Here is a 17647-nt window from a genome sequence, read left to right as displayed (position 1 = left end):
TGTGATGACCGTGACAACGCAGCAGGGCGGCGGCGGAGGTTCCAGTGGCCTCTACGACGTGCTGGAGCTGATTCTCGACCGGGGGCTGGTGATCGACGCGTTTGTGCGGGTCTCCCTGGTCGGCATCGAGATACTCAAGATCGATATACGGGTCGTGGTGGCGAGCGTGGACACGTATCTGCGCTTCGCTGAGGCGTGCAACCGCCTCGACCTGGAGGCGGGCCCCCGCAAGCCGGCCGGCCTGACCGAACTTCCCGGAAAACTCACCGAGTCCGGTGCCCGCGGCAAGACCAAGGGTGCGCTGTCCGGGGCCGCCGAGACGATCTCGCAGGCCTTCCAGCAGGCCCGTGACGAGGGACGCCAGAAGCAGGGAAGCCGCTCCGCGAGCCAGAGGGAGGACGAGCGATGAGCACCTACGTCTACGGGATCACCCACGCCTCACACCCCTCGCTCACTTCGCTCCCCAAGGACGTGGACGGCGTGGGTGACCCACCGCGGCCGGTGCGCGTGCTGCGCCAGGGCGAGCTGGCCGCGGTCGTCAGCGACGCCCCCGAGGAACTCCGGGCCAAGCGGCGTGACCTCCTCGCCCACCAGCGCGTGCTGGACGCGGCCGGGGAGGACGGCGTGGTCCTGCCCATACGCTTCGCCAGCGTCTCGCCCGACGACGAGACGGTGACCAGCGTGCTGGCCGAACGTGCGGATCACCTGCTGGAGCGGCTGCGGGCGCTGGACGGCACAGCGGAGTACAACCTCAAGGCCAACCACAACGAAGAGGCCGTGCTGCAGCTGGTGGTGGCGGACAACGACGAGATCCGCTCCCTGGCACGAGCGAACCAGCAGGCCGGCGGGGGCTCGCAGGAGGACAGGATCCGGCTCGGGGAAATGATCGCGGCCGCGCGCCAGGCCCGCGAAGCGGCCGACGCCGACATGCTCCAGCGGGAACTGGGCCCTGCCGCTGAGGCGGTCAGCGCCGCACCGTCGAGCACCGGCTGGCTGGCCAACCTCTCCTTCCTCGTCGACCGCGCCTCGGCGGCACGGTTCCTGGACGCGGTCGACCAGGTCCGCCGACAGCACCCACATCTGGAGCTCCGCGTCACCGGTCCGCTGCCGCCCTACAGCTTCGTCGACGACGCCTCCCCGCACGCCGAGGACACCGCCCAGGCACTCGAAGGCGCAGCCGATCAGACGCACGGGTGAGCCGCGCCTCCGGGGGACGCGAAGGGAGCGCACGCGGCCGCCCAGTCGCTGCGTGACCTGTGGGACGCTGACCAGGCCTCGCTGCAGCCGCTGGACCAGACCGGCTGGACCTCCATCGACGCCCAGATGGACAAGATGCTCAAGACCTTCGGCATCGACCACTGCAACCCGCCGATGTCGCCTGCCCAGCAGGAAAAGGAACTGACCGTCCTCCTGACGGACATGGGCTGACGGACCGACGAAAAGGCCCTTGGCCCGCGTTTCCGCGGGCCAAGGGCCTTTCTTGTAAGGGTGAGTGACGGGACTCGAACCCGCGACATCCTGGACCACAACCAGGTGCTCTACCAGCTGAGCTACACCCACCACGACCAGCGGATGAGATCTGTGGTTTCCCCGACCGGCCGAGAAAAAGTGTACAGGGTCCGAAGGGGTGCTCGCGCACGGCTTTCGCAGGGCCCCTTCCAGGACCCCGGCGACGCTACTGAGCAGGCAGGACGTGCTTCGCCGCGATCGTCCTCGCGGTGTCCGAGTCGGGGCCGGGCTGGGGTACGAAGATCGCCTCGCGGTAGTAGCGGAGCTCGGCGATCGACTCGCGGATGTCGGCGAGGGCGCGGTGGTTGCCGTTCTTCTCGGGGCTGTTGAAGTAGGCCCGCGGGTACCAGCGCCGGGCGAGCTCCTTGATGGAGCTGACGTCGACGATGCGGTAGTGGAGGTAGTCCTCGAGGGTGGGCATGTCGCGGAGGAGGAAACCGCGGTCGGTGCCGACCGAGTTGCCGCACAGGGGCGCCTTGCCGGGCTCCTTGACGTGTTCGCGGACATAGGTGAGGACCTGGTCCTCCGCGTCCGCCAGGGTCGTGCCGCCGGGGAGTTCGGCGAGCAGCCCGGACGCGGTGTGCATCTGACGCACCACCTCCGGCATCGTCTCCAGCGCCTGGTCCGGCGGCCGGATGACGATGTCGACTCCTTCGCCGAGTACGTTCAGCTCGGAGTCGGTGACGAGGGCGGCCACCTCGATGAGAGCGTCGTCGGACAGCGAGAGGCCGGTCATCTCGCAGTCGATCCACACCATGCGATCGTTCATGCGACCACCCTAAAGCGGGCGCTCGCTTTTGGGATGACCGGTGCCGGGGTCGGCGTACCGGGGGAGGGGCACAGGGGGAGGCGCACAGGGCCCCCGAACGCCGGGCGGGCTGGAATCCGCCCGGCGTTTCGAGTCAGGCTCCGCTGCGCTGGCCCGGCACGCTCGCCCGGCCGGTGACGTACATCTCGCGGCCGTTGTCCACCGACGCCGTCGCGGCGGTCGAGAGGGTCGCTCCCGAACCCACCGCGCTCGCCGCCGCGCGGCGGCTCTGCAGTGGGACCGGGCCCTCCGGGTGGAGGGTCGGACCCGGGGCCGCGGGACCCGGCGTCGGTTCCACGTCCGTCGGCTTGTCGCCCTGGGGGCGGCGGGCCCGGTACGCGGCGCGGTACGCCGCCGGCGACGAGCCCAGCTGACGGCGGAAGTGGCCGCGCAGGGCCACCGGCGAGCGGAAGCCACAGCGGCCCGCGACCTCGTCGACCGAGTAGTCGGAGGTCTCCAGGAGACGCTGCGCCTGCAGCACCCGCTGGGTGATCAGCCACTGCAGCGGGGCGCTGCCCGTCAGCGAGCGGAAGCGGCGGTCGAAGGTGCGGCGGCTCATGTACGCGCGTGCCGCCAGCGTCTCGACGTCGAACTGCTCGTGCAGGTGCTCCAGCGCCCAGGCGACGACCTCGGCGAGCGGGTCGGCGCCGATCTCCTCTGGTAAAGAGCGGTCCAGGTAGCGCTCCTGGCCTCCCGTCCGGCGTGGCGGGACGACGAGACGGCGGGCCAGGGCGCCGGCCGCCTCGTTGCCGTGGTCGGTGCGCACGATGTGGAGGCAGAGGTCGATTCCGGCCGCCGTACCGGCGGACGTCAGTACGTCTCCGTCGTCGACGAAGAGTTCCCTCGGATCCACGTGCACCGACGGATAGCGCTTGGCCAGCGTCGGTGCGTACATCCAGTGCGTCGTCGCTGGGCGGCCGTCCAGCAGGCCCGCCGCGGCCAGGACGAAGGCGCCGGTGCACAGCCCGACGATGCGGGCGCCTTCCTCGTGCGCCCGGCGCAGTGCGTCGAGCGCCTCCTCCGGCGGCGGGGAGGTGATCGAACGCCAGGCCGGCACGACGACCGTCCCGGCGCGTGAGATCGCCTCCAGGCCATGTGGCGCGGTGAGTTCCAGGCCCCCTGTGGTCCGCAGCGGGCCTTCCTCGCCGGCCGCCACCAACAGGCGGTAGCGCGGCACGCCGGCGTCCTGGCGGTCAATCCCGAACACCGACAGCGGAATGGAACTCTCGAAGATGGGGCCGCCGCTGAACAGCAGCACCGCGACGATCTCCTTGCGGCGTCGCCCGGAAAGCTTCCGGGCCGCGGCTTCCGGCGCGGCAGTGGAGTCGTGGCTCATACTGCTAAGCCCCCCTCGGTGGTCGCGGCTCCTCGGTTGTGTCGCTCCTGCACGTTTCCCCTCGGTCCTGCACGAGTCCCCCGCCGTAAGACGTCAAGATCGAATCTACTGTGTCCCGTGGTGCCGGGGTGACCCAGTTCGGGAACCGGCACATTGTCGACATGGCAACTTGGCGTGAAGCATTCGATCACGAAGCGTTGCACTCGTGGGCCGTGCAGGGAAGTGCGCCTTGTCGCAGTGGCCAATCCACATAGGGTGCGCGGGGGCCCGTACCCCCTGTATGTGCAGGTCGAACGGGGGTTGGGGGGTGGTGCCGGGTGGCGACAAGCGGTCGTGGGAAGTTGGCTGAAAAGCGCCGGGCGCGTGCGCGGAAACCGGTCAGCCGACCGGTGTATTTCCACCAGTGTGACGAGCGCCTCTGTGCGCCCCCGTTCCGGTCCGGTGCCGACGGCCGCGACGGAGCGCCCGCTCGTCGGTGAGCAGGCGTGCCGCGCCCCGTTCCGACTGGCGCAGCAGCAGCCGGCACACGGCGGTGACGGCGGCGAGACCGAGGGCGGTGCCCGCGGCGCCGGCGAGCGAGGTGCCGTACCAGAGGAGGACCACGGGGACCAGGACGCAGGAGAAGACCGCCCAGCGGACGACGTCGGTCGCGGTGTCCTGGGGCGGGTCGGCCGCCCGGGGAGGGTCGGGGGTGCGGTGCGGTGCGGACATGCGTGCTCCCTGGGACATGGGTTACGGGGTTCAACGCGTGTTCGACCGGTCGGTCACTGTGCGCCCACCCCGGTCGGCCGCCGGGTAGGTGAATCCTGTGCGAACCGCCTGTACAGCGCAGCAACCATTGCGTTACGGGCGTCCCCTCGTGCATGCTCCCTGGAACCCCCACGGACCGTGGGCGGGAACTGGGCTAAGGAGGCGTGGCGCCGTACCCTTGGGGGTATGGGGCGGGAAAGATGATTCCCGGACACAGCTCCGCCGCACACTGTCGTCCCTCCCATAAAGGATCAAAACGCCGAGACAGCCATGGCCGGTCACGAATTCTTCGAACCCAGGGACCGCAAGCGGCCCGTCGCCGACCCCACGGCGGCCGAGCCCTTGGCGGCGGAAGAGCCACGCCATTCCTGCGATCCCGCCTTCAAGCACGGCGTGGTCGTCGGTTTCGACGGCTCCACGTCCAGTGAGCGCGCTCTCGCCTACGCCATCGGCATGGCCCATCGCTCCGGCTCGGGCCTGATCATCGTCCATGTCGCCAACCGGCTGCCGACCACGGTGTGGGCGGGCTGTGAGCCGCCGGTCTTCGTGGACGTGCCGGACCACCGCACCGAGGTGCTCGGACTCGAGCTCGCCTGCGCCGACTATCTGGCCGAGGTGCCCTGGATCCTGGTCGAGCGCGGCGGTGACATCTGCCATGAACTCGAAGAGGTCGGGCGGGAGTACGAGGCGGACGCGATCGTCGTCGGATCGACGCACGGCATCGTGGGGCGCATCTTCGGCTCCGTCGCGGGACGGCTCGCCAAGCGGGCGAAGCGACCCGTCATCGTCATTCCCTGAGTGCCGATCCGGTCTCCCGGCCCGCTCACCCGACTCACCGTCAACTCCCTGTGTGCAGCCAGAAACTACTCGTGCGTAGAGGTGTTTGTGCCCTTGTGAAGGGCATATACGGATCACCGCACAACTGCACATGCACGAAGGGAGCCCGCCGTGGACAAAGATGTCTCCGCCGGGAGCGCGACCACCACCGTGGTCGGCCGACTCGCCCTGGGAATCACCCTGTTGGCGTTCGGCCTCGGACACACCGACGTGATCAACGGGGTCTCGGCCGCTGACGCGGTGTCACTGGCCCACTATGTAGGCGGCGTCGCGCTGTTCGTCGCCGGTCTGTTCGCCTTCCGCGACCGTGACGCGGTGACAGGAACGGCCTACTCGGCGCTCGGCGCCCTGTGGTTCACCTGGGCCGTCACGGCCGGCAACGCGATGTCCACCCACGCGGCAGGGCTGTTCCTGCTGCTGTTCGCCCTCGTCACCCTGACCCTGACCCTCGCGGGCGGGGACCAACTCGACCAGGGCACCTACGGGTTGTTCTTCGTCTCCCTCGTGCTGCTCGCCATCGCGCAGTTCGCGACGAGCGGTTCACTCACGAAGGTCGGCGGCTGGTTCGCCGTGGCGGCGGGGGCCGTTGCCTGGTACGCGGCGACCGCCGCGCTCGCGCACTGGCCGACGGTGCTTCCGCGACGCGCTGCGGGCCGGGGTGTGACGGCCACCGGTTAGCTGCGCCGGCCGGGGGGTGGGCGACTTCCCCGGCGATATGGACGAACCCCCCGTGATTGGTGGCATCACGTGGGGGTCCGTTCTGTTGTGTGGCCTCTGCGGGTGGGTGGGGGGTTGCTCGCGCAGTTCCCCGCGCCCCTGAAGGCATCTACTCCACTGTTACCGATTTTGCGAGGTTCCTCGGCTTGTCGATGTCGCGGCCGAGGGCAAGTGCCGTGTGGTAGGCCAGGAGTTGGAGGGGGATGCCCATCAGGATGGGGTCCAGTTCGTCCTCGTTCTTCGGGACGACGATCGTCTCGTCGGCCTTCTCCTGGTGCTGGTGGGCCACCGCCAGGATCCTGCCGCTGCGGGCCTTGATCTCCTCCATCGCGGCGCGGTTCTTCTCCAGGAGGTCGTCGTCGGGGACGATCGCGACCGTGGGGAGGGCCGGCTCGATGAGGGCCAGGGGGCCGTGCTTGAGCTCGGAGGCGGGATAGGCCTCCGCGTGGATGTAGGAGACCTCCTTGAGCTTCAGGGAGGCCTCGCGGGCCACCGGGTAGCCGCGGACCCGGCCGATGAAGAGCATCGAGCGGGCGTCGGCGTACTGCTCGGCCAGCTTCTTGATCTCCGCCTCCTGCTTCAGGACCTCGGTGATCTGCGCGGGCAGCTTGCGCAGGCCCTCGATGATCCGCTTGCCGTCGCGCACCGAGAGGTCGCGGGTGCGGCCCAGGTGGAGGGCGAGGAGGGCGAAGGCGACCGTGGTGTTCGTGAAGCACTTCGTGGAGACGACGCAGACCTCCGGGCCCGCGTGGACGTAGATGCCCGCGTCCGCCTCGCGGGCGATCGCCGAGCCGACCACGTTGACGATGCCGAAGACCCGGGCGCCCTTGCGCTTGAGCTCCTGGACGGCGGCGAGGACGTCGTAGGTCTCGCCGGACTGGGAGACGGCCACGTACAGGGTGTCGGGGTCCACCACGGCGTTGCGGTAGCGGAACTCGGAGGCCGGCTCGGCGTCCGCGGGGATGCGGGCCAGCTCCTCGATCATCTGGGCGCCGATCATGCCGGCGTGGTAGCTGGTGCCGCAGCCGAGGATCTTCACACGGCGGATCTGTCGGGCCTCGCGGGCGTCCAGGTTGAGGCCGCCGAGGTGGACGGTGGAGAAGCGGTCGTCGATCCGGCCACGCAGGACGCGGTCGACCGCCTCGGCCTGCTCGTGGATCTCCTTGTGCATGTACGTGTCGTGGCCGCCCATGTCGTAGGAGGCCGCCTCCCACTCCACGGTGGTCGGCTCGGACGTCGTACGAGTGCCCTCGGTGGTGTAGGTGCGGAAGTCGTCGGCCTTGAGGGTGGCCATCTCGCCGTCGTCGAGGGTCACTATCTGCCGCGTGTGGGTGACGAGGGCGGCGATGTCGGAGGCGACGAACATCTCCTTCTCGCCGACGCCGAGGACGACCGGGGAGCCGTTTCGCGCCACCACGATGCGGTCGGGGAAGTCGGCGTGCAGCACGGCGATGCCGTACGTGCCCTCGATGACCCGGAGGGTCTCGCGGACCTTCTCCTCCAGGGTCTCGGCCTGGGAGCGGGCGATGAGGTGGGTGAGGACCTCGGTGTCGGTCTCGGAGAGGAACTCCACACCGTCCGCCTCCAGCTTGCGGCGCAGCTCGGAGGCGTTGTCGATGATGCCGTTGTGGACGACGGCGACCTTGTTCTCCGCGTCCAGGTGCGGGTGGGCGTTGACGTCGGAGGGGGCGCCGTGGGTGGCCCAGCGGGTGTGGGCGATGCCGGTGGTGCCCTTGAAGCGGGCCGGGACCTTCGCCTCCAGGTCGCGCACGCGGCCCTTGGCCTTGACCATCCTCAGACCGGCGGCCTTCGGGGAGGTCACCACGATGCCCGCCGAGTCGTAGCCGCGGTATTCGAGGCGCTGCAGGCCCTCCAGCAGGAGGGGAGCCACATCACGCTTCCCGATGTATCCGACGATTCCGCACATACAGATGAGTCCCTCAGCCGTAGACGATGCGGCGCAACTGCCTGAGCGTAAGCTCCGGCGGCGCGACCGCCCGGTATTTCAGGTCCGCCTCGATCCGTTCGAAGATCTCCGCGTTCACCAGGCCCTGGGCCTGCAGCTCGCGGTGGCGGCGACGGACGTACTCGGTGGTCGTCTCGTCGAAGTAGGCGAGCACGTCCTGGATCACCCGCAGTGCCTCGCCCCGGCTCAGGGGCGTGGACCGCGTCAGATGATCGACAAGTTCGTCGTGCACCCGGTAGATCCTGAGGTACCGGAGAGGGTTTCGCAAGAATCCTGCCCGATATCGGGCAGGTCACTGCTGACGTTCTTTGGTGTTCTTATGAACCTCTGTTTGCGATCTGTCCATCCTGGGTCTTGTGGGGCGTTGCCCATGTGGACGAGTTTCAGTCGTCATGGACATACCTCGTATGGGAGTACCGGAGCAGCTGGCCGAGCGCATGAGCATGGCCGAGCAGCACGAGTACCTGCGCGCGAGATTCTCGCGGCGCAACCTGATGAGAGGCGGGGCCGTCACGATCGGCGCCGTCGCCGGTGGCGCGTTCGTGCCGGGTGCGGTCGCCCAGGCCGCCACGCCGACGCAGAGCCACACCTCGACCGAATACGTCGACGGCTCGCTCGTCGCCCCGTTCGGCCGGCACCTCGCGTTCGGCAAGGACGCGAGCACCGAGATCACCGTCTCCTGGCAGGTCCCGGTCGCGGTGAAGAAGCCCTTCATCCGCATCGGCGCCCACCCGTGGGACCTCTCCCGCAAGATCGAAGCCGAGATCCGCACGCTCTACACCCCGGCCGGCGTCGGCGCGAGCGCGGACCACACGCAGTACTACGTGCACGCCAAGCTGACCCACCTGCGCCCGGGCCGGACCTACTACTACGGCGTCGGCCACCAGGGCTTCGACCCGGCCGAGCCGCACCTGCTCGGCACCCTGGGCACCTTCACCACCGCCCCCGACCGCAGCAAGCCGTTCACCTTCACGGCCTTCGGCGACCAGGGCGTCAGCTACCACGGCCTGGCCAACGACAGCCTGATCCTCGGCCAGAACCCGTCCTTCCACCTGCACGCCGGCGACATCGCCTACGCCGACCCGGCGGGTGCGGGCAAGACCGCCGACACCGGCTTCGACTCCCGCGTCTGGGACCAGTTCCTCGCGCAGACCGAGTCGGTCGCCAAGTCCGTGCCGTGGATGGTGAGTTACGGCAACCACGACATGGAGGCCTGGTACTCGCCCAACGGTTACGGCGGCGAGGAGGCCCGCTTCTCGCTCCCGGACAACGGGCCGGACAAGAAGAACCTGCCGGGCGTCTACTCCTTCGTCTACGGCAACACCGCGGTCATCTCGCTGGACCCGAACGACGTCTCCTTCGAGATCCCGGCCAACCTCGGCATCTCCGGCGGCACGCAGACCACATGGTTCGAGGCGCAGCTGAAGAAGTACCGGGCGTCGAAGGACATCGACTTCATCGTCGTGTTCTTCCACCACTGCGCCTACTGCACCTCCACGGCGCACGCCTCGGAGGGGGGCGTGCGACAGGAGTGGGTGCCGCTGTTCGAGAAGTACACGGTGGACCTGGTCATCAACGGCCACAACCACCAGTACGAGCGCACCGACGTGATCAAGGGCAACAAGGTCACCAAGAAGCTCCCGATCGGCGAGACCGCGTACCCCGAGACCGAGGGCGTCGTCTACGTGACGGCGGGCGCCGCGGGCCGCAGCCTGTACGCGTTCACCGCGCCGGACTCCTACGAGGGCCACCTGAACGAGGTCGACTCGGTCGCCTCCTTCATCAACACCAAGGACGGCAAGGTCAACGAGACCGTCGCCTGGTCCCGGGTGCGCTACCTCAACTACTCCTTCCTGCGCGTGGACGTCGAGCCCGCGCAGAAGGGGCGTTACGCGAAGCTGAAGGTGTCGGGCATCGCCGAGACCGGCGACCGCATCGACCACTTCACGGTGGCGCGCCGGGCCAAGTAGCGCCCGACGCACGGCAGTCCGTGTGCCCGGAAGGCGGGGCGCACACCCGGCAGGCGGTCCTCGTGGCGCTACATGCGCTTGAGGATCGCCTGTTTGGCCATCTGGAACTCCTCGTCGGTGAGCACCCCGGTGCGGCGCAGTTCGCCGAGTTCCCGCAGCCGCCGCAGCAGCGCGTCGTGGTCGTGCTCGCGCTCCTCGGCGGGCCCGAGCCGCTTGGGCTCAGCGGGCGGTGCGTCCGGCACGGCCGCCGCCGACGGATGCGGCAGCCGGGCCTGCACGGCCGCGGCGACCAGCGCCATCAGCGGGTCCTTCTTGAAGCCCCACAGCTCCACCGAGTTGGGGTCGTACTTGGCCGGCGCCTTGGTCTCACCGCCGCGCACGGTGAACCGCAGATGCCCGTTCTCCAGGCCCACCGCGGGCTGCCACTCCACCGCGAGGACGTCCGCGAGGGCCAGGACGCGGTTGCCGGCGGCGGCCTTGGCGTCCTCCGTCTTCCAGTTCCACTCCAGCCGTACGCGCTCGCCGTCGAAGCTCGCCGTGCCGTCCCCGGCGGACACCGACAGCGGCACGGACGGACCCGGCAGCAGATACTCGTTCACCGGGTCGGAGGGGACCTCGTCCAGCAGCAGGGCGCTCCTGACCTCGTCCGTGAAGTACTCGGCGACGCCGTAGCGGTCGGACTCGACGAGGAGTTGGTAGGGATCGTTGGGCTCGGTGAGACGGCCGCCGGAGGCCTGCAGCAGTGGGTCGGCCCCGTCGCGCAGCCGGAGTCTCAGCCGCCCCGACTTCTTGCCCTGCTCGAACGAGATCCCGGCCAACGCGCCGAGCGGGACGACGAGTTCACCCAGCGTGCGGCGCAGCAGACTGATGTTGCGGTCCCGTCCGGGGGTCAGCCGCAGGGCATCGCCGTCGAAGGCCCAGGTGCCGTCCTTCTGGATGATTTCCGCCATGGGGTGATTGTTTCACCGGTTCTGCGGGAGAGTGGTCTCTACCAATCCTGGCCCCTGTCGAAGGGAGCTCACGTGAGACGGCACCACAGAAGGGCACCGCGCATGGCCCGAGTTCTCGGATCCCTGCTGCTCGTCGCGGCCGCGGGCGCCTTCACCGCCGGCGCCGCGCCCGCACCCCCGGCGAAGGCGGGCCCGCTCGGCCGGGTGGTTCCGGCGCCCGCGTCGGTCACCCCGGGCGGATCGGCGTACCGCGTCACCCGGGACACCGCGATCCGCGTCCCCGACTCCGGCGCGGGCCGCCGTATCGGGACCTATCTCGCGGACATCCTGCGCCCGTCCACCGGCTACGCGCTGCCGGTGACGTCGCACGGAGACCGCTCGGGCATCCAACTGCGGCTGGAGTCCGGCCCGTTCGGCACCGAGGGCTACCGGCTCGTCAGCGGGCGCGGCGGCGTCACCATCACCGCGGCCCGCCCCGCGGGCCTCTTCCACGGCGTGCAGACCCTGCGCCAACTGCTCCCGGCCGCGGTGGAGAAGGACTCGGTGCAGCCGGGGCCCTGGTTGGTCGCGGGCGGCACGATTGTGGACACCCCGCGCTACGCCTACCGGGGCGCGATGCTCGACGTCTCCCGCCACTTCTTCACGGTGGAGCAGGTCAAGCGCTACATCGACCAGCTCGCCCTCTACAAGATCAACGAACTGCACCTGCACCTCAGCGACGACCAGGGCTGGCGCATCGCCGTCGACTCCTGGCCGCGTCTGGCCACGTACGGCGGCTCGACCGAGGTCGGCGGCGGCAAGGGCGGGTACTACACCAAGGCCGACTACCAGGAGATCGTCCGCTACGCGGCCTCCCGTTATCTGGAGGTCGTCCCCGAGATCGACATGCCCGGCCACACCAACGCGGCCCTCGCCTCCTACGCCGACCTGAACTGCGACGGAGTGGCACCCCCGCTCTACACCGGCACCGACGTCGGCTTCAGCTCGCTGTGCGTCGGCAAGGAGATCACGTACCACTTCGTGGACGACGTGATCCGCGAGCTGGCCGCGATCACCCCGGGCCGCTATCTGCACATCGGCGGCGACGAGGCGCAGTCCACCAGCCACGCGGACTACGTGAAGTTCATGGACCGGGTGCAGCCGATCGTCGCCAAGTACGGCAAGACGGTGGTCGGCTGGCACCAGCTGACCGGCGCGCATCCGGCCAAGGGGGCCATCGCCCAGTACTGGGGCCTCGACGACACCGACGCGGCGGAGAAGGCACAGGTCGTCAAGGCGGCCCAGAACGGCACCGGGCTGATCCTCTCGCCCGCCGACCGGATCTACCTCGACATGAAGTACACCGAGGACACTCCGCTCGGACAGGACTGGGCCGGACTGGTGGACGTGAAGCGGGCGTACGACTGGGACCCGGGCAGCTACCTCCCCGGGGCGCCGGCCTCGGCGATCAGGGGTGTCGAGGCGCCGCTGTGGACCGAGACCATCGTGACGGACGCCGACATCGACTACATGGCCTTCCCGAGGCTGGCGGGCGCCGCCGAGCTCGGCTGGTCACCGGCCGCCACGCACGACTGGGACGCCTACACGGTGCGGCTCGCGGCGCAGGGCCCCCGGTGGGAGGCGCTCGGCATCGACTACTACCGCTCGCCGCAGGTCCCGTGGCCGACGAAGTAGGGCCCCTCACCAGGGCCATGGGCTGAACGGGCACCCCGGAGGACCGTACTCCGGGGTGCCCGTCCGTTCCCGGTCAGAACCCGGCGATCGGGTTCTTCAGGTTGCCGACGAGCTGGAGCGCGCCGGAGGGGTCGGCCAGGTCCACCATCTGCCGGTTGTCACGCAGCTGGAGCCGGTTGAGGCAGGACAGGGCGAACTCGGGGGCGAACAGGTCGTACCGCTCGAACTTCTCGGCGAGTTCCGGCACCGACTCCTGGTACTCGCGGGTGACCTCCGCGACCGTCCGCCAGAAGTCGTCCTCCTCCAGGATCCCCTCGGTGGCCAGGCCGGCCGCGAGGAAGCGGAAGAAGCAGTCGAAGACGTCCGTGAAGACGGACAGGAGTTTCTTGTCCTCGGGGACGTCGACCCGCAGCCGCTCGACCGTCGGCGGCAGCACCGCGTCCGGGTCCATCACGGCGATCTCCTCGGCTATGTCCTTGTAGACCGCGCGCTGCACGACACCGTCCTTCAGGACGAGGATCACGTTCTCGCCGTGCGGCATGTAGACCAGGTCGTAGGCGAAGAAGCTGTGCAGCAGCGGGGTGTAGTACGCCCGCAGATAGCGCCGCAGCCACTCCGTCGGCGCGAGACCCGAGCGCTCGATCAGCGCGCCCGCGAAAGAGGCGCCCTCGTGGTCGACGTGGACGAGGGCGGCCATGGTCGCGAGTGACTCGCCGTCCCGGAGGGAGGTCACCGGGCTCTCCCGCCACAGCGCCGCGAGCATCTTGCGGTACGGCGAGTAGCGGTCGGTCGCCTTCTCGTACTCCAGATGCCGGTAGCCCACGGCGGCCCGCTCGCGGATGACGCTCAGTCCGGTCGCCTTGAGCACCGGGTCGCCCTCGATCAGCTGGGCCAGCCAGTCGTTGATGGCCGGGGTCGCCTCCATGTACGCGGCCGAAAGACCGCGCATGAAGCCCATGTTGAGGACCGACAGGGCGGTCTTCACATAGTGCTTGTCGGGGTGGGAGGTGTTGAAGAAGGTCCGGATGGACTGCTGGGCCAGGTACTCGTCCTCGCCCTCGCCGAGGCACACCAGGTGGCGGCGGGCGACCTCGGCGGCGAAGGTGACGGTGAGCTTGTTCCACCACTGCCAGGGGTGCACGGGGATGAGCAGATAGTCCGCCGGGTCGAGGCCCTGGTCACGCAGGACGCCCTCGAAGCGCTCGACGGTCGCCGCGCCCAGCTCGTCCCGCACGAAGGACTCGTACTCGATCCCGACGCCCGCCGTGAAGGCGGCACGCGACCGGTGGGCCGCCAGCCAGACGAGCCGGACGGGGCTCGACGTCTCGGGCGCGTACGACAGGTACTCGTGGACGCCGAAGCCGAGCCGGCCGTTGTTGGCGACGAAGCAGGGGTGGCCCTCGGTCATCCCGGTCTCGATCGCCTGGAAGCCGGACCGGGCCAGCTCGGCGACCGGGATCTGCGGTTTGCTGAGCTTGTAGCAGGTGCCGGAGAGGGTGGAGGAGATCTCCTCGAGGTAGACCGGCAGGATCTCGTCGCTCAGGCCGAGGGAGTCCTTCAGCTCGATGAAGAAGTCCAGTGCGGCGAGCGGGAGTTCACTGCCCTCGCGGTGCCGGGTGATGGAGCCGGCGTCGACCTGCCAGTGGTCGAGGGCGCGGCGGGTGGCGGTGAAGCGGTAGCGGGTGAGGCCGTCGTCGCTGCGGACGACGTACGCGTCCCCGTCCCGCTCCGGCGTGATCAGCCGCTCGTGCGCGAACTCGGCGAGCGCCTTGCGCAGCAGGAGACGGTTGGCCTTGTCCCAGCGCTCGGGGGTGAGATGGGCGACGGCGTCGGCGAGGGTCATACGAGTACCGCCTTCTCGAACTGCTCCCGGGTGCAGAAGCTCAGCAGTGCCTTCTTCTCCGGCTTCTGTATCTCCCGCTCCGGCACGAACCCGACGGCCGCGTTGAGCGCGTGGACGGCGGTGTTGGAGACGTCGGGCTCGACGACGACACGGTCCACCGCCGGGTCCTCGAAGAGGTGCGCCATGACGGCGGTGATGACGGCACGGGTGAAGCCGTGCACGGGCGTGTCGGTCGGCGGGGTGAGGAAGTGCATGCCGATGTCCCCGGGCAACGGCTCGTACAGTCCGACGAGCTCGCGGTGGGCGGGGTCGTACTTCTCCATCAGGAAGGCCGGCTCACCGTCCCGGTCCAGGCCGAGCAGCGCGTGGTGGTGCTCGTCGGCCGCGATGTCCATGTAGGCGCGCTCGACGTCGACCAGGGTCGCCTCCTGCATCATCCAGAAGGCCGCCTTGGGGTGGGTGACCCAGGAGTGGAGGAGTTCGGCGTCCTTCAGGGGGTCGAGGGGGCGGAAGGTGAAGGCGGCTGTGTCGGTGGTCATGCGGCGAACTCCTGGAACGCGATCGTCTTCTCCACCGGGTAGTACTCGGTGCCGAGCAGCTCACGGATGATGTAGCTGTTGCGGTAGGCGCCCATGCCCAGGTCGGGGCTGGTGATGCTGTGGGTGTGGACGGCGGCGTTCTGCAGGAAGACACCGCGGCCCGTGACGTCGATGGCGTAGTTGCGGGCGACGTCGAAGTTGCCGTGGGAGTCGTAGCGCAGGCGGTCCCTGACCGGGGCCAGGAACTCCGGCTCGATGTAGCGGTAACCGGTCGCCAGGACCAGGCCCTGGGACTCGATCTCGAAGTCCTTCTCCTGCTCCTGCTGACGGAAGGCGAGGGTGTAGGTGCCGTCGTCCCAACGGGCGCCGGTCAGAGCGGAGTTGGTGAGCAGGCGGGTGGGGACCGGGCCGGCGAGGTTCTTCTGGTACAGCAGGTCGAAGATCTCGTTGATCAGGTCGCCGTCGATGCCCTTGAACAGGCCTTTCTGCTGGTCGGTGAGTCGGTAGCGGGTGGCCTCCGGCAGTCGGCGGTAGTAGTCGACGTACTCCGGGGAGGTCATCTCCAGCGTGAGCTTGGTGTATTCGAGGGGGAAGAAGCGCGGGGAGCGCGTCACCCAGTTCAGCCGGTAGCCGTGGACGTCGATCTCGCTCAGCAGGTCCTGGTAGATCTCGGCGGCGGACTGCCCGGAGCCCACGATGGTGATGGACTCCTTCTTCACCAGCTCGCTTCTGTGCTGGACGTAGCGGGAGTTGTGGATGAAGTCGCCGCCCAGACCGTGCACGGCCTCCGGGTGGTGCGGTGAGGTGCCGGTCCCCAGAACCAGATGGCGGGCCCGGAACGTGTCGCCGGCCTCCGTGCGCACGAGGTAGTGGCCGTCCTCGTACGTCACCTCGCTCACCGTCGTGTCGAAGCGGACGCTGCTCAGCTTGCTCGCCGCCCAGCGGCAGTAGTCGTCGTACTCGACGCGCAGCGGGTAGAAGTTCTCGCGGATGTAGAACGAGTACAGCCGCCCCTTCTCCTTGAGGTAGTTGAGGAAGGAGTACGGGGAGGTCGGGTCGGCGAGGGTGACCAGGTCCGACATGAACGGGGTCTGCAGGTGGGCGCCGTCCAGGAACATGCCCGCGTGCCACTCGAAGTCGGGCTTCGACTCCAGGAAGACGCCGTCGAGTTCGGCGATGGGCTCGGTCAGACAGGCCAGGCCCAGGTTGAAGGGGCCGAGCCCGATGCCCACGAAGTCGTGGGTGCGCGGGGCGGGTTCAGCAAGCGCGGTCAAGGGACTCTCCCAGGTACTGCTCGGCGTGGCCGGCGATCAGGTCGAGGACGGCGGCGATGTCGGACGCCTGTGTCTCGGGGTTGAGCAGGGTGAACTTCAGGTAGTGGCGGCCGCCCACCTTGGTGCCCGCGACCACCGCCTCCCCGGAGGCGAACAGGGCCTTGCGGGCGTGGAGGTTGGCCCGGTCGATCTCGGCGGGGTCGGTGACGGCGGCGGGGATGTAGCGGAAGACCAGCGTGGACAGGCTCGGGCGGACGACCACGTCGAAGCGGGGGTCGGCCGCGAGGCGCCGCCAGCCCTCCTCCGCCAGGTCGCACACCTCGTCGAAGAGTTCGCCGATGCCGTCGGCGCCCATGACCCTCAGGGTCATCCACAGCTTGAGCGCGTCGAAGCGGCGGGTGGTCTGCAGGGACTTGTCGACCTGGTTGGGGATGCGTTCCTGCACCATCCGGCGGGGGTTGAGGTACTCCGCGTGGTAGGTGGCGTGGCGCAGGGTCGAGGCGTCCCGGACCAGCACGGCGGAGGAACTCACCGGCTGGAAGAAGGACTTGTGGTAGTCGACGGTGACCGAGTCGGCGCGCTCGATGCCGGCGAGGCGGTCCCGGTACTTCAGGGAGGCGAGCAGTCCGCAGCCGTAGGCCGCGTCGACGTGGAGCCAGGTGCCGTACTGGGCGCACAGCTCGGCGATCTCGGGCAGCGGGTCGATGGAGCCGAAGTCGGTGGTGCCGGCGGTGGCGACGACGGCCATGGGGACGAGGCCGTCGCGGCGGCAGCGCTCCAGTTCGTGGGCGAGGGCGACGGTCTGCATGCGCTTGTCGTGGTCGACGGGGACCGAGACCACGGACTCCTGGCCGAGGCCGAGCAGTTTCGCGGACTTCTTCACGCTGAAGTGGCTGACCTCGGAGGCGAAGATACGCAACTTGGCGAGGCTGTCGCTCTTGGCCTCCTCCCGGGCGAGCAGCAGCGCCTGGAGGTTGGACTGGGTGCCGCCGGAGGTGAACACTCCGTCGGCTGCCGTGCCGAGGCCGATGCGTTCGGCCGTCCAGTCGATGAGCCTGCGTTCGATGAGGGTGCCGCCGGCCGACTGGTCCCAGGTGTCGAGGGAGGAGTTGACGGCCGACAGGACGGCCTCGCCGAGCACGGCCGGGATCACGACCGGGCAGTTGAGGTGGGCGAGGTAGCGGGGGTGGTGGAAGTACACCGCGTCGCGGAGGTAGACGTCCTCCAGTTCGTCCAGGACCAGGCCGGCGTCACCCAGCGGCCGGTCCAGGTCGATGGCGTCGATCCGGGGGGCGAGGGCGTCGACGGTGACACCGGTGAACGGACGGTCGGTGGTGGCGAGTTTGGCCGCCACCCGCTCGACTCCTTCGGTCACGGAGCGGCGGTAGTGCTCCGCGGTCAGGTCATTGAGCAGGTGCGAGCGCATGTGGGGGTCCTCCGGTGCGGACGGTCCGTGCGGGGGTGGGTGAGGGGC

Annotated in this window: 16 protein-coding genes and 1 tRNA gene; 6 read left to right on the top strand and 11 right to left on the bottom strand. The window is 69.3% G+C overall.

Annotated elements, in window-relative coordinates; translation table 11 throughout:
• Positions 1 to 4 precede the first annotated feature (4 nt).
• Positions 5 to 409: a gas vesicle structural protein GvpA gene (locus ABZZ74_RS20910; protein ID WP_356766970.1), complete on the top strand. Its 405-nt coding sequence runs from the start codon at positions 5 to 7 to the stop codon at positions 407 to 409.
• Positions 406 to 1197: a GvpL/GvpF family gas vesicle protein gene (locus ABZZ74_RS20905; protein WP_356766968.1), complete on the top strand. Its 792-nt coding sequence runs from the start codon at positions 406 to 408 to the stop codon at positions 1195 to 1197. Before ABZZ74_RS20910 ends, ABZZ74_RS20905 begins: the two co-directional genes overlap by 4 nt.
• 290 nt (positions 1198 to 1487) lie before the next feature.
• Here the strand turns inward: ABZZ74_RS20905 and ABZZ74_RS20900 are convergent.
• The 4 genes from ABZZ74_RS20900 to ABZZ74_RS20885 form a co-directional block, all read right to left on the bottom strand.
• Positions 1488 to 1560: transfer RNA gene (locus tag ABZZ74_RS20900), tRNA-His, on the bottom strand.
• A 115-nt stretch (positions 1561 to 1675) separates the two neighbouring features.
• Positions 1676 to 2278 carry an oligoribonuclease gene (gene orn / locus ABZZ74_RS20895; RefSeq protein ID WP_208782675.1) on the bottom strand — a complete coding sequence of 201 codons (603 nt, stop codon included), beginning with the start codon at positions 2276 to 2278 and terminating at the stop codon, positions 1676 to 1678.
• A gap of 133 nt (positions 2279 to 2411) precedes the next feature.
• Positions 2412 to 3653 (bottom strand): helix-turn-helix domain-containing protein, encoded by a 1242-nt coding sequence (locus ABZZ74_RS20890; RefSeq protein ID WP_356766966.1) that lies wholly within the window; start codon positions 3651 to 3653, stop codon positions 2412 to 2414.
• 378 nt (positions 3654 to 4031) lie between these two features.
• Positions 4032 to 4364 (bottom strand): hypothetical protein, encoded by a 333-nt coding sequence (locus ABZZ74_RS20885; RefSeq protein WP_356766964.1) that lies wholly within the window; start codon positions 4362 to 4364, stop codon positions 4032 to 4034.
• A 309-nt stretch (positions 4365 to 4673) separates the two neighbouring features.
• On the opposite strand from ABZZ74_RS20885, the gene ABZZ74_RS20880 reads away from it, so the two are divergent.
• Positions 4674 to 5201 carry a universal stress protein gene (locus ABZZ74_RS20880; RefSeq protein ID WP_200700081.1) on the top strand — a complete coding sequence of 176 codons (528 nt, stop codon included), beginning with the start codon at positions 4674 to 4676 and terminating at the stop codon, positions 5199 to 5201.
• A gap of 150 nt (positions 5202 to 5351) precedes the next feature.
• Positions 5352 to 5918 carry a GPR1/FUN34/YaaH family transporter gene (locus ABZZ74_RS20875; protein WP_356766962.1) on the top strand — a complete coding sequence of 189 codons (567 nt, stop codon included), beginning with the start codon at positions 5352 to 5354 and terminating at the stop codon, positions 5916 to 5918.
• 148 nt (positions 5919 to 6066) lie between these two features.
• On the opposite strand, the gene glmS is transcribed toward ABZZ74_RS20875, so the two are convergent.
• Positions 6067 to 7884, bottom strand: a complete 1818-nt coding sequence (gene glmS / locus ABZZ74_RS20870) for a glutamine--fructose-6-phosphate transaminase (isomerizing) (protein WP_356766960.1) — start codon at positions 7882 to 7884, stop codon at positions 6067 to 6069.
• Positions 7885 to 7897: 13 nt separating this feature from the next.
• Positions 7898 to 8155, bottom strand: a complete 258-nt coding sequence (locus ABZZ74_RS20865) for a hypothetical protein (RefSeq protein WP_133040768.1) — start codon at positions 8153 to 8155, stop codon at positions 7898 to 7900.
• A 175-nt stretch (positions 8156 to 8330) separates the two neighbouring features.
• Here ABZZ74_RS20865 and ABZZ74_RS20860 point away from each other — a divergent pair, with 175 nt between their 5' ends.
• A complete protein-coding gene (locus ABZZ74_RS20860) occupies positions 8331 to 9893 on the top strand; it encodes a metallophosphoesterase family protein (RefSeq protein ID WP_356766957.1) in 1563 nt (520 codons plus the stop codon).
• Positions 9894 to 9961: 68 nt separating this feature from the next.
• Here the strand turns inward: ABZZ74_RS20860 and ABZZ74_RS20855 are convergent, their stop codons facing one another.
• Complete coding sequence (locus ABZZ74_RS20855) at positions 9962 to 10843, bottom strand: DUF4429 domain-containing protein (protein ID WP_356766955.1); 882 nt, start codon at positions 10841 to 10843, stop codon at positions 9962 to 9964.
• Positions 10844 to 10945: 102 nt separating this feature from the next.
• Between ABZZ74_RS20855 and ABZZ74_RS20850 the strand changes: the two genes are divergently transcribed.
• On the top strand, positions 10946 to 12517 hold the full coding sequence (locus tag ABZZ74_RS20850; protein ID WP_356766953.1) for a beta-N-acetylhexosaminidase: 1572 nt from the start codon (positions 10946 to 10948) through the stop codon (positions 12515 to 12517).
• Positions 12518 to 12590: 73 nt separating this feature from the next.
• Here ABZZ74_RS20850 and ABZZ74_RS20845 read toward each other — a convergent pair whose 3' ends face one another.
• The 4 genes from ABZZ74_RS20845 to desA are packed head-to-tail and all read right to left on the bottom strand — an operon-like array spanning position 12591 to position 17599.
• Positions 12591 to 14360, bottom strand: a complete 1770-nt coding sequence (locus ABZZ74_RS20845) for an IucA/IucC family siderophore biosynthesis protein (protein WP_356766951.1) — start codon at positions 14358 to 14360, stop codon at positions 12591 to 12593.
• The gene (locus tag ABZZ74_RS20840; protein ID WP_356766949.1) at positions 14357 to 14899 is read right to left on the bottom strand and encodes a GNAT family N-acetyltransferase; all 543 of its coding nucleotides are present in this window, start codon (positions 14897 to 14899) and stop codon (positions 14357 to 14359) included. Before ABZZ74_RS20840 ends, ABZZ74_RS20845 begins: the two co-directional genes overlap by 4 nt.
• Complete coding sequence (locus ABZZ74_RS20835; protein WP_356766947.1) at positions 14896 to 16173, bottom strand: SidA/IucD/PvdA family monooxygenase; 1278 nt, start codon at positions 16171 to 16173, stop codon at positions 14896 to 14898. Before ABZZ74_RS20835 ends, ABZZ74_RS20840 begins: the two co-directional genes overlap by 4 nt.
• The gene (gene desA, locus ABZZ74_RS20830; protein ID WP_356766945.1) at positions 16157 to 17599 is read right to left on the bottom strand and encodes a lysine decarboxylase DesA; all 1443 of its coding nucleotides are present in this window, start codon (positions 17597 to 17599) and stop codon (positions 16157 to 16159) included. The genes ABZZ74_RS20835 and desA overlap by 17 nt, the downstream gene beginning before the upstream one ends.
• Between the last annotated feature and the right edge of the window lie 48 nt (positions 17600 to 17647).

The organism is Streptomyces sp. NPDC006476 (assembly GCF_040612015.1).
In the GTDB taxonomy this organism is placed as follows: domain Bacteria; phylum Actinomycetota; class Actinomycetes; order Streptomycetales; family Streptomycetaceae; genus Streptomyces; species Streptomyces griseorubiginosus_B.
Note: the sequence above shows the minus strand (reverse complement) of the source record. Positions and strands in the feature narration are given on the sequence as shown.

What these genes read in the sequence shown, in the direction of transcription:
- ABZZ74_RS20910 (WP_356766970.1), top strand. Translation starts at nt 5, where the DNA reads ATGACCGTGACAACGCAGCAGGGCGGCGGCGGAGGTTCCAGTGGCCTC.
- ABZZ74_RS20905 (WP_356766968.1), top strand. Translation starts at nt 406, where the DNA reads ATGAGCACCTACGTCTACGGGATCACCCACGCCTCACACCCCTCGCTC.
- orn (WP_208782675.1), bottom strand. Translation starts at nt 2,278, where the DNA reads ATGAACGATCGCATGGTGTGGATCGACTGCGAGATGACCGGCCTCTCG.
- ABZZ74_RS20890 (WP_356766966.1), bottom strand. Translation starts at nt 3,653, where the DNA reads ATGAGCCACGACTCCACTGCCGCGCCGGAAGCCGCGGCCCGGAAGCTT.
- ABZZ74_RS20885 (WP_356766964.1), bottom strand. Translation starts at nt 4,364, where the DNA reads ATGTCCGCACCGCACCGCACCCCCGACCCTCCCCGGGCGGCCGACCCG.
- ABZZ74_RS20880 (WP_200700081.1), top strand. Translation starts at nt 4,674, where the DNA reads ATGGCCGGTCACGAATTCTTCGAACCCAGGGACCGCAAGCGGCCCGTC.
- glmS (WP_356766960.1), bottom strand. Translation starts at nt 7,884, where the DNA reads ATGTGCGGAATCGTCGGATACATCGGGAAGCGTGATGTGGCTCCCCTC.
- ABZZ74_RS20860 (WP_356766957.1), top strand. Translation starts at nt 8,331, where the DNA reads ATGGGAGTACCGGAGCAGCTGGCCGAGCGCATGAGCATGGCCGAGCAG.
- ABZZ74_RS20855 (WP_356766955.1), bottom strand. Translation starts at nt 10,843, where the DNA reads ATGGCGGAAATCATCCAGAAGGACGGCACCTGGGCCTTCGACGGCGAT.
- ABZZ74_RS20850 (WP_356766953.1), top strand. Translation starts at nt 10,946, where the DNA reads ATGGCCCGAGTTCTCGGATCCCTGCTGCTCGTCGCGGCCGCGGGCGCC.
- ABZZ74_RS20845 (WP_356766951.1), bottom strand. Translation starts at nt 14,360, where the DNA reads ATGACCCTCGCCGACGCCGTCGCCCATCTCACCCCCGAGCGCTGGGAC.
- ABZZ74_RS20840 (WP_356766949.1), bottom strand. Translation starts at nt 14,899, where the DNA reads ATGACCACCGACACAGCCGCCTTCACCTTCCGCCCCCTCGACCCCCTG.
- desA (WP_356766945.1), bottom strand. Translation starts at nt 17,599, where the DNA reads ATGCGCTCGCACCTGCTCAATGACCTGACCGCGGAGCACTACCGCCGC.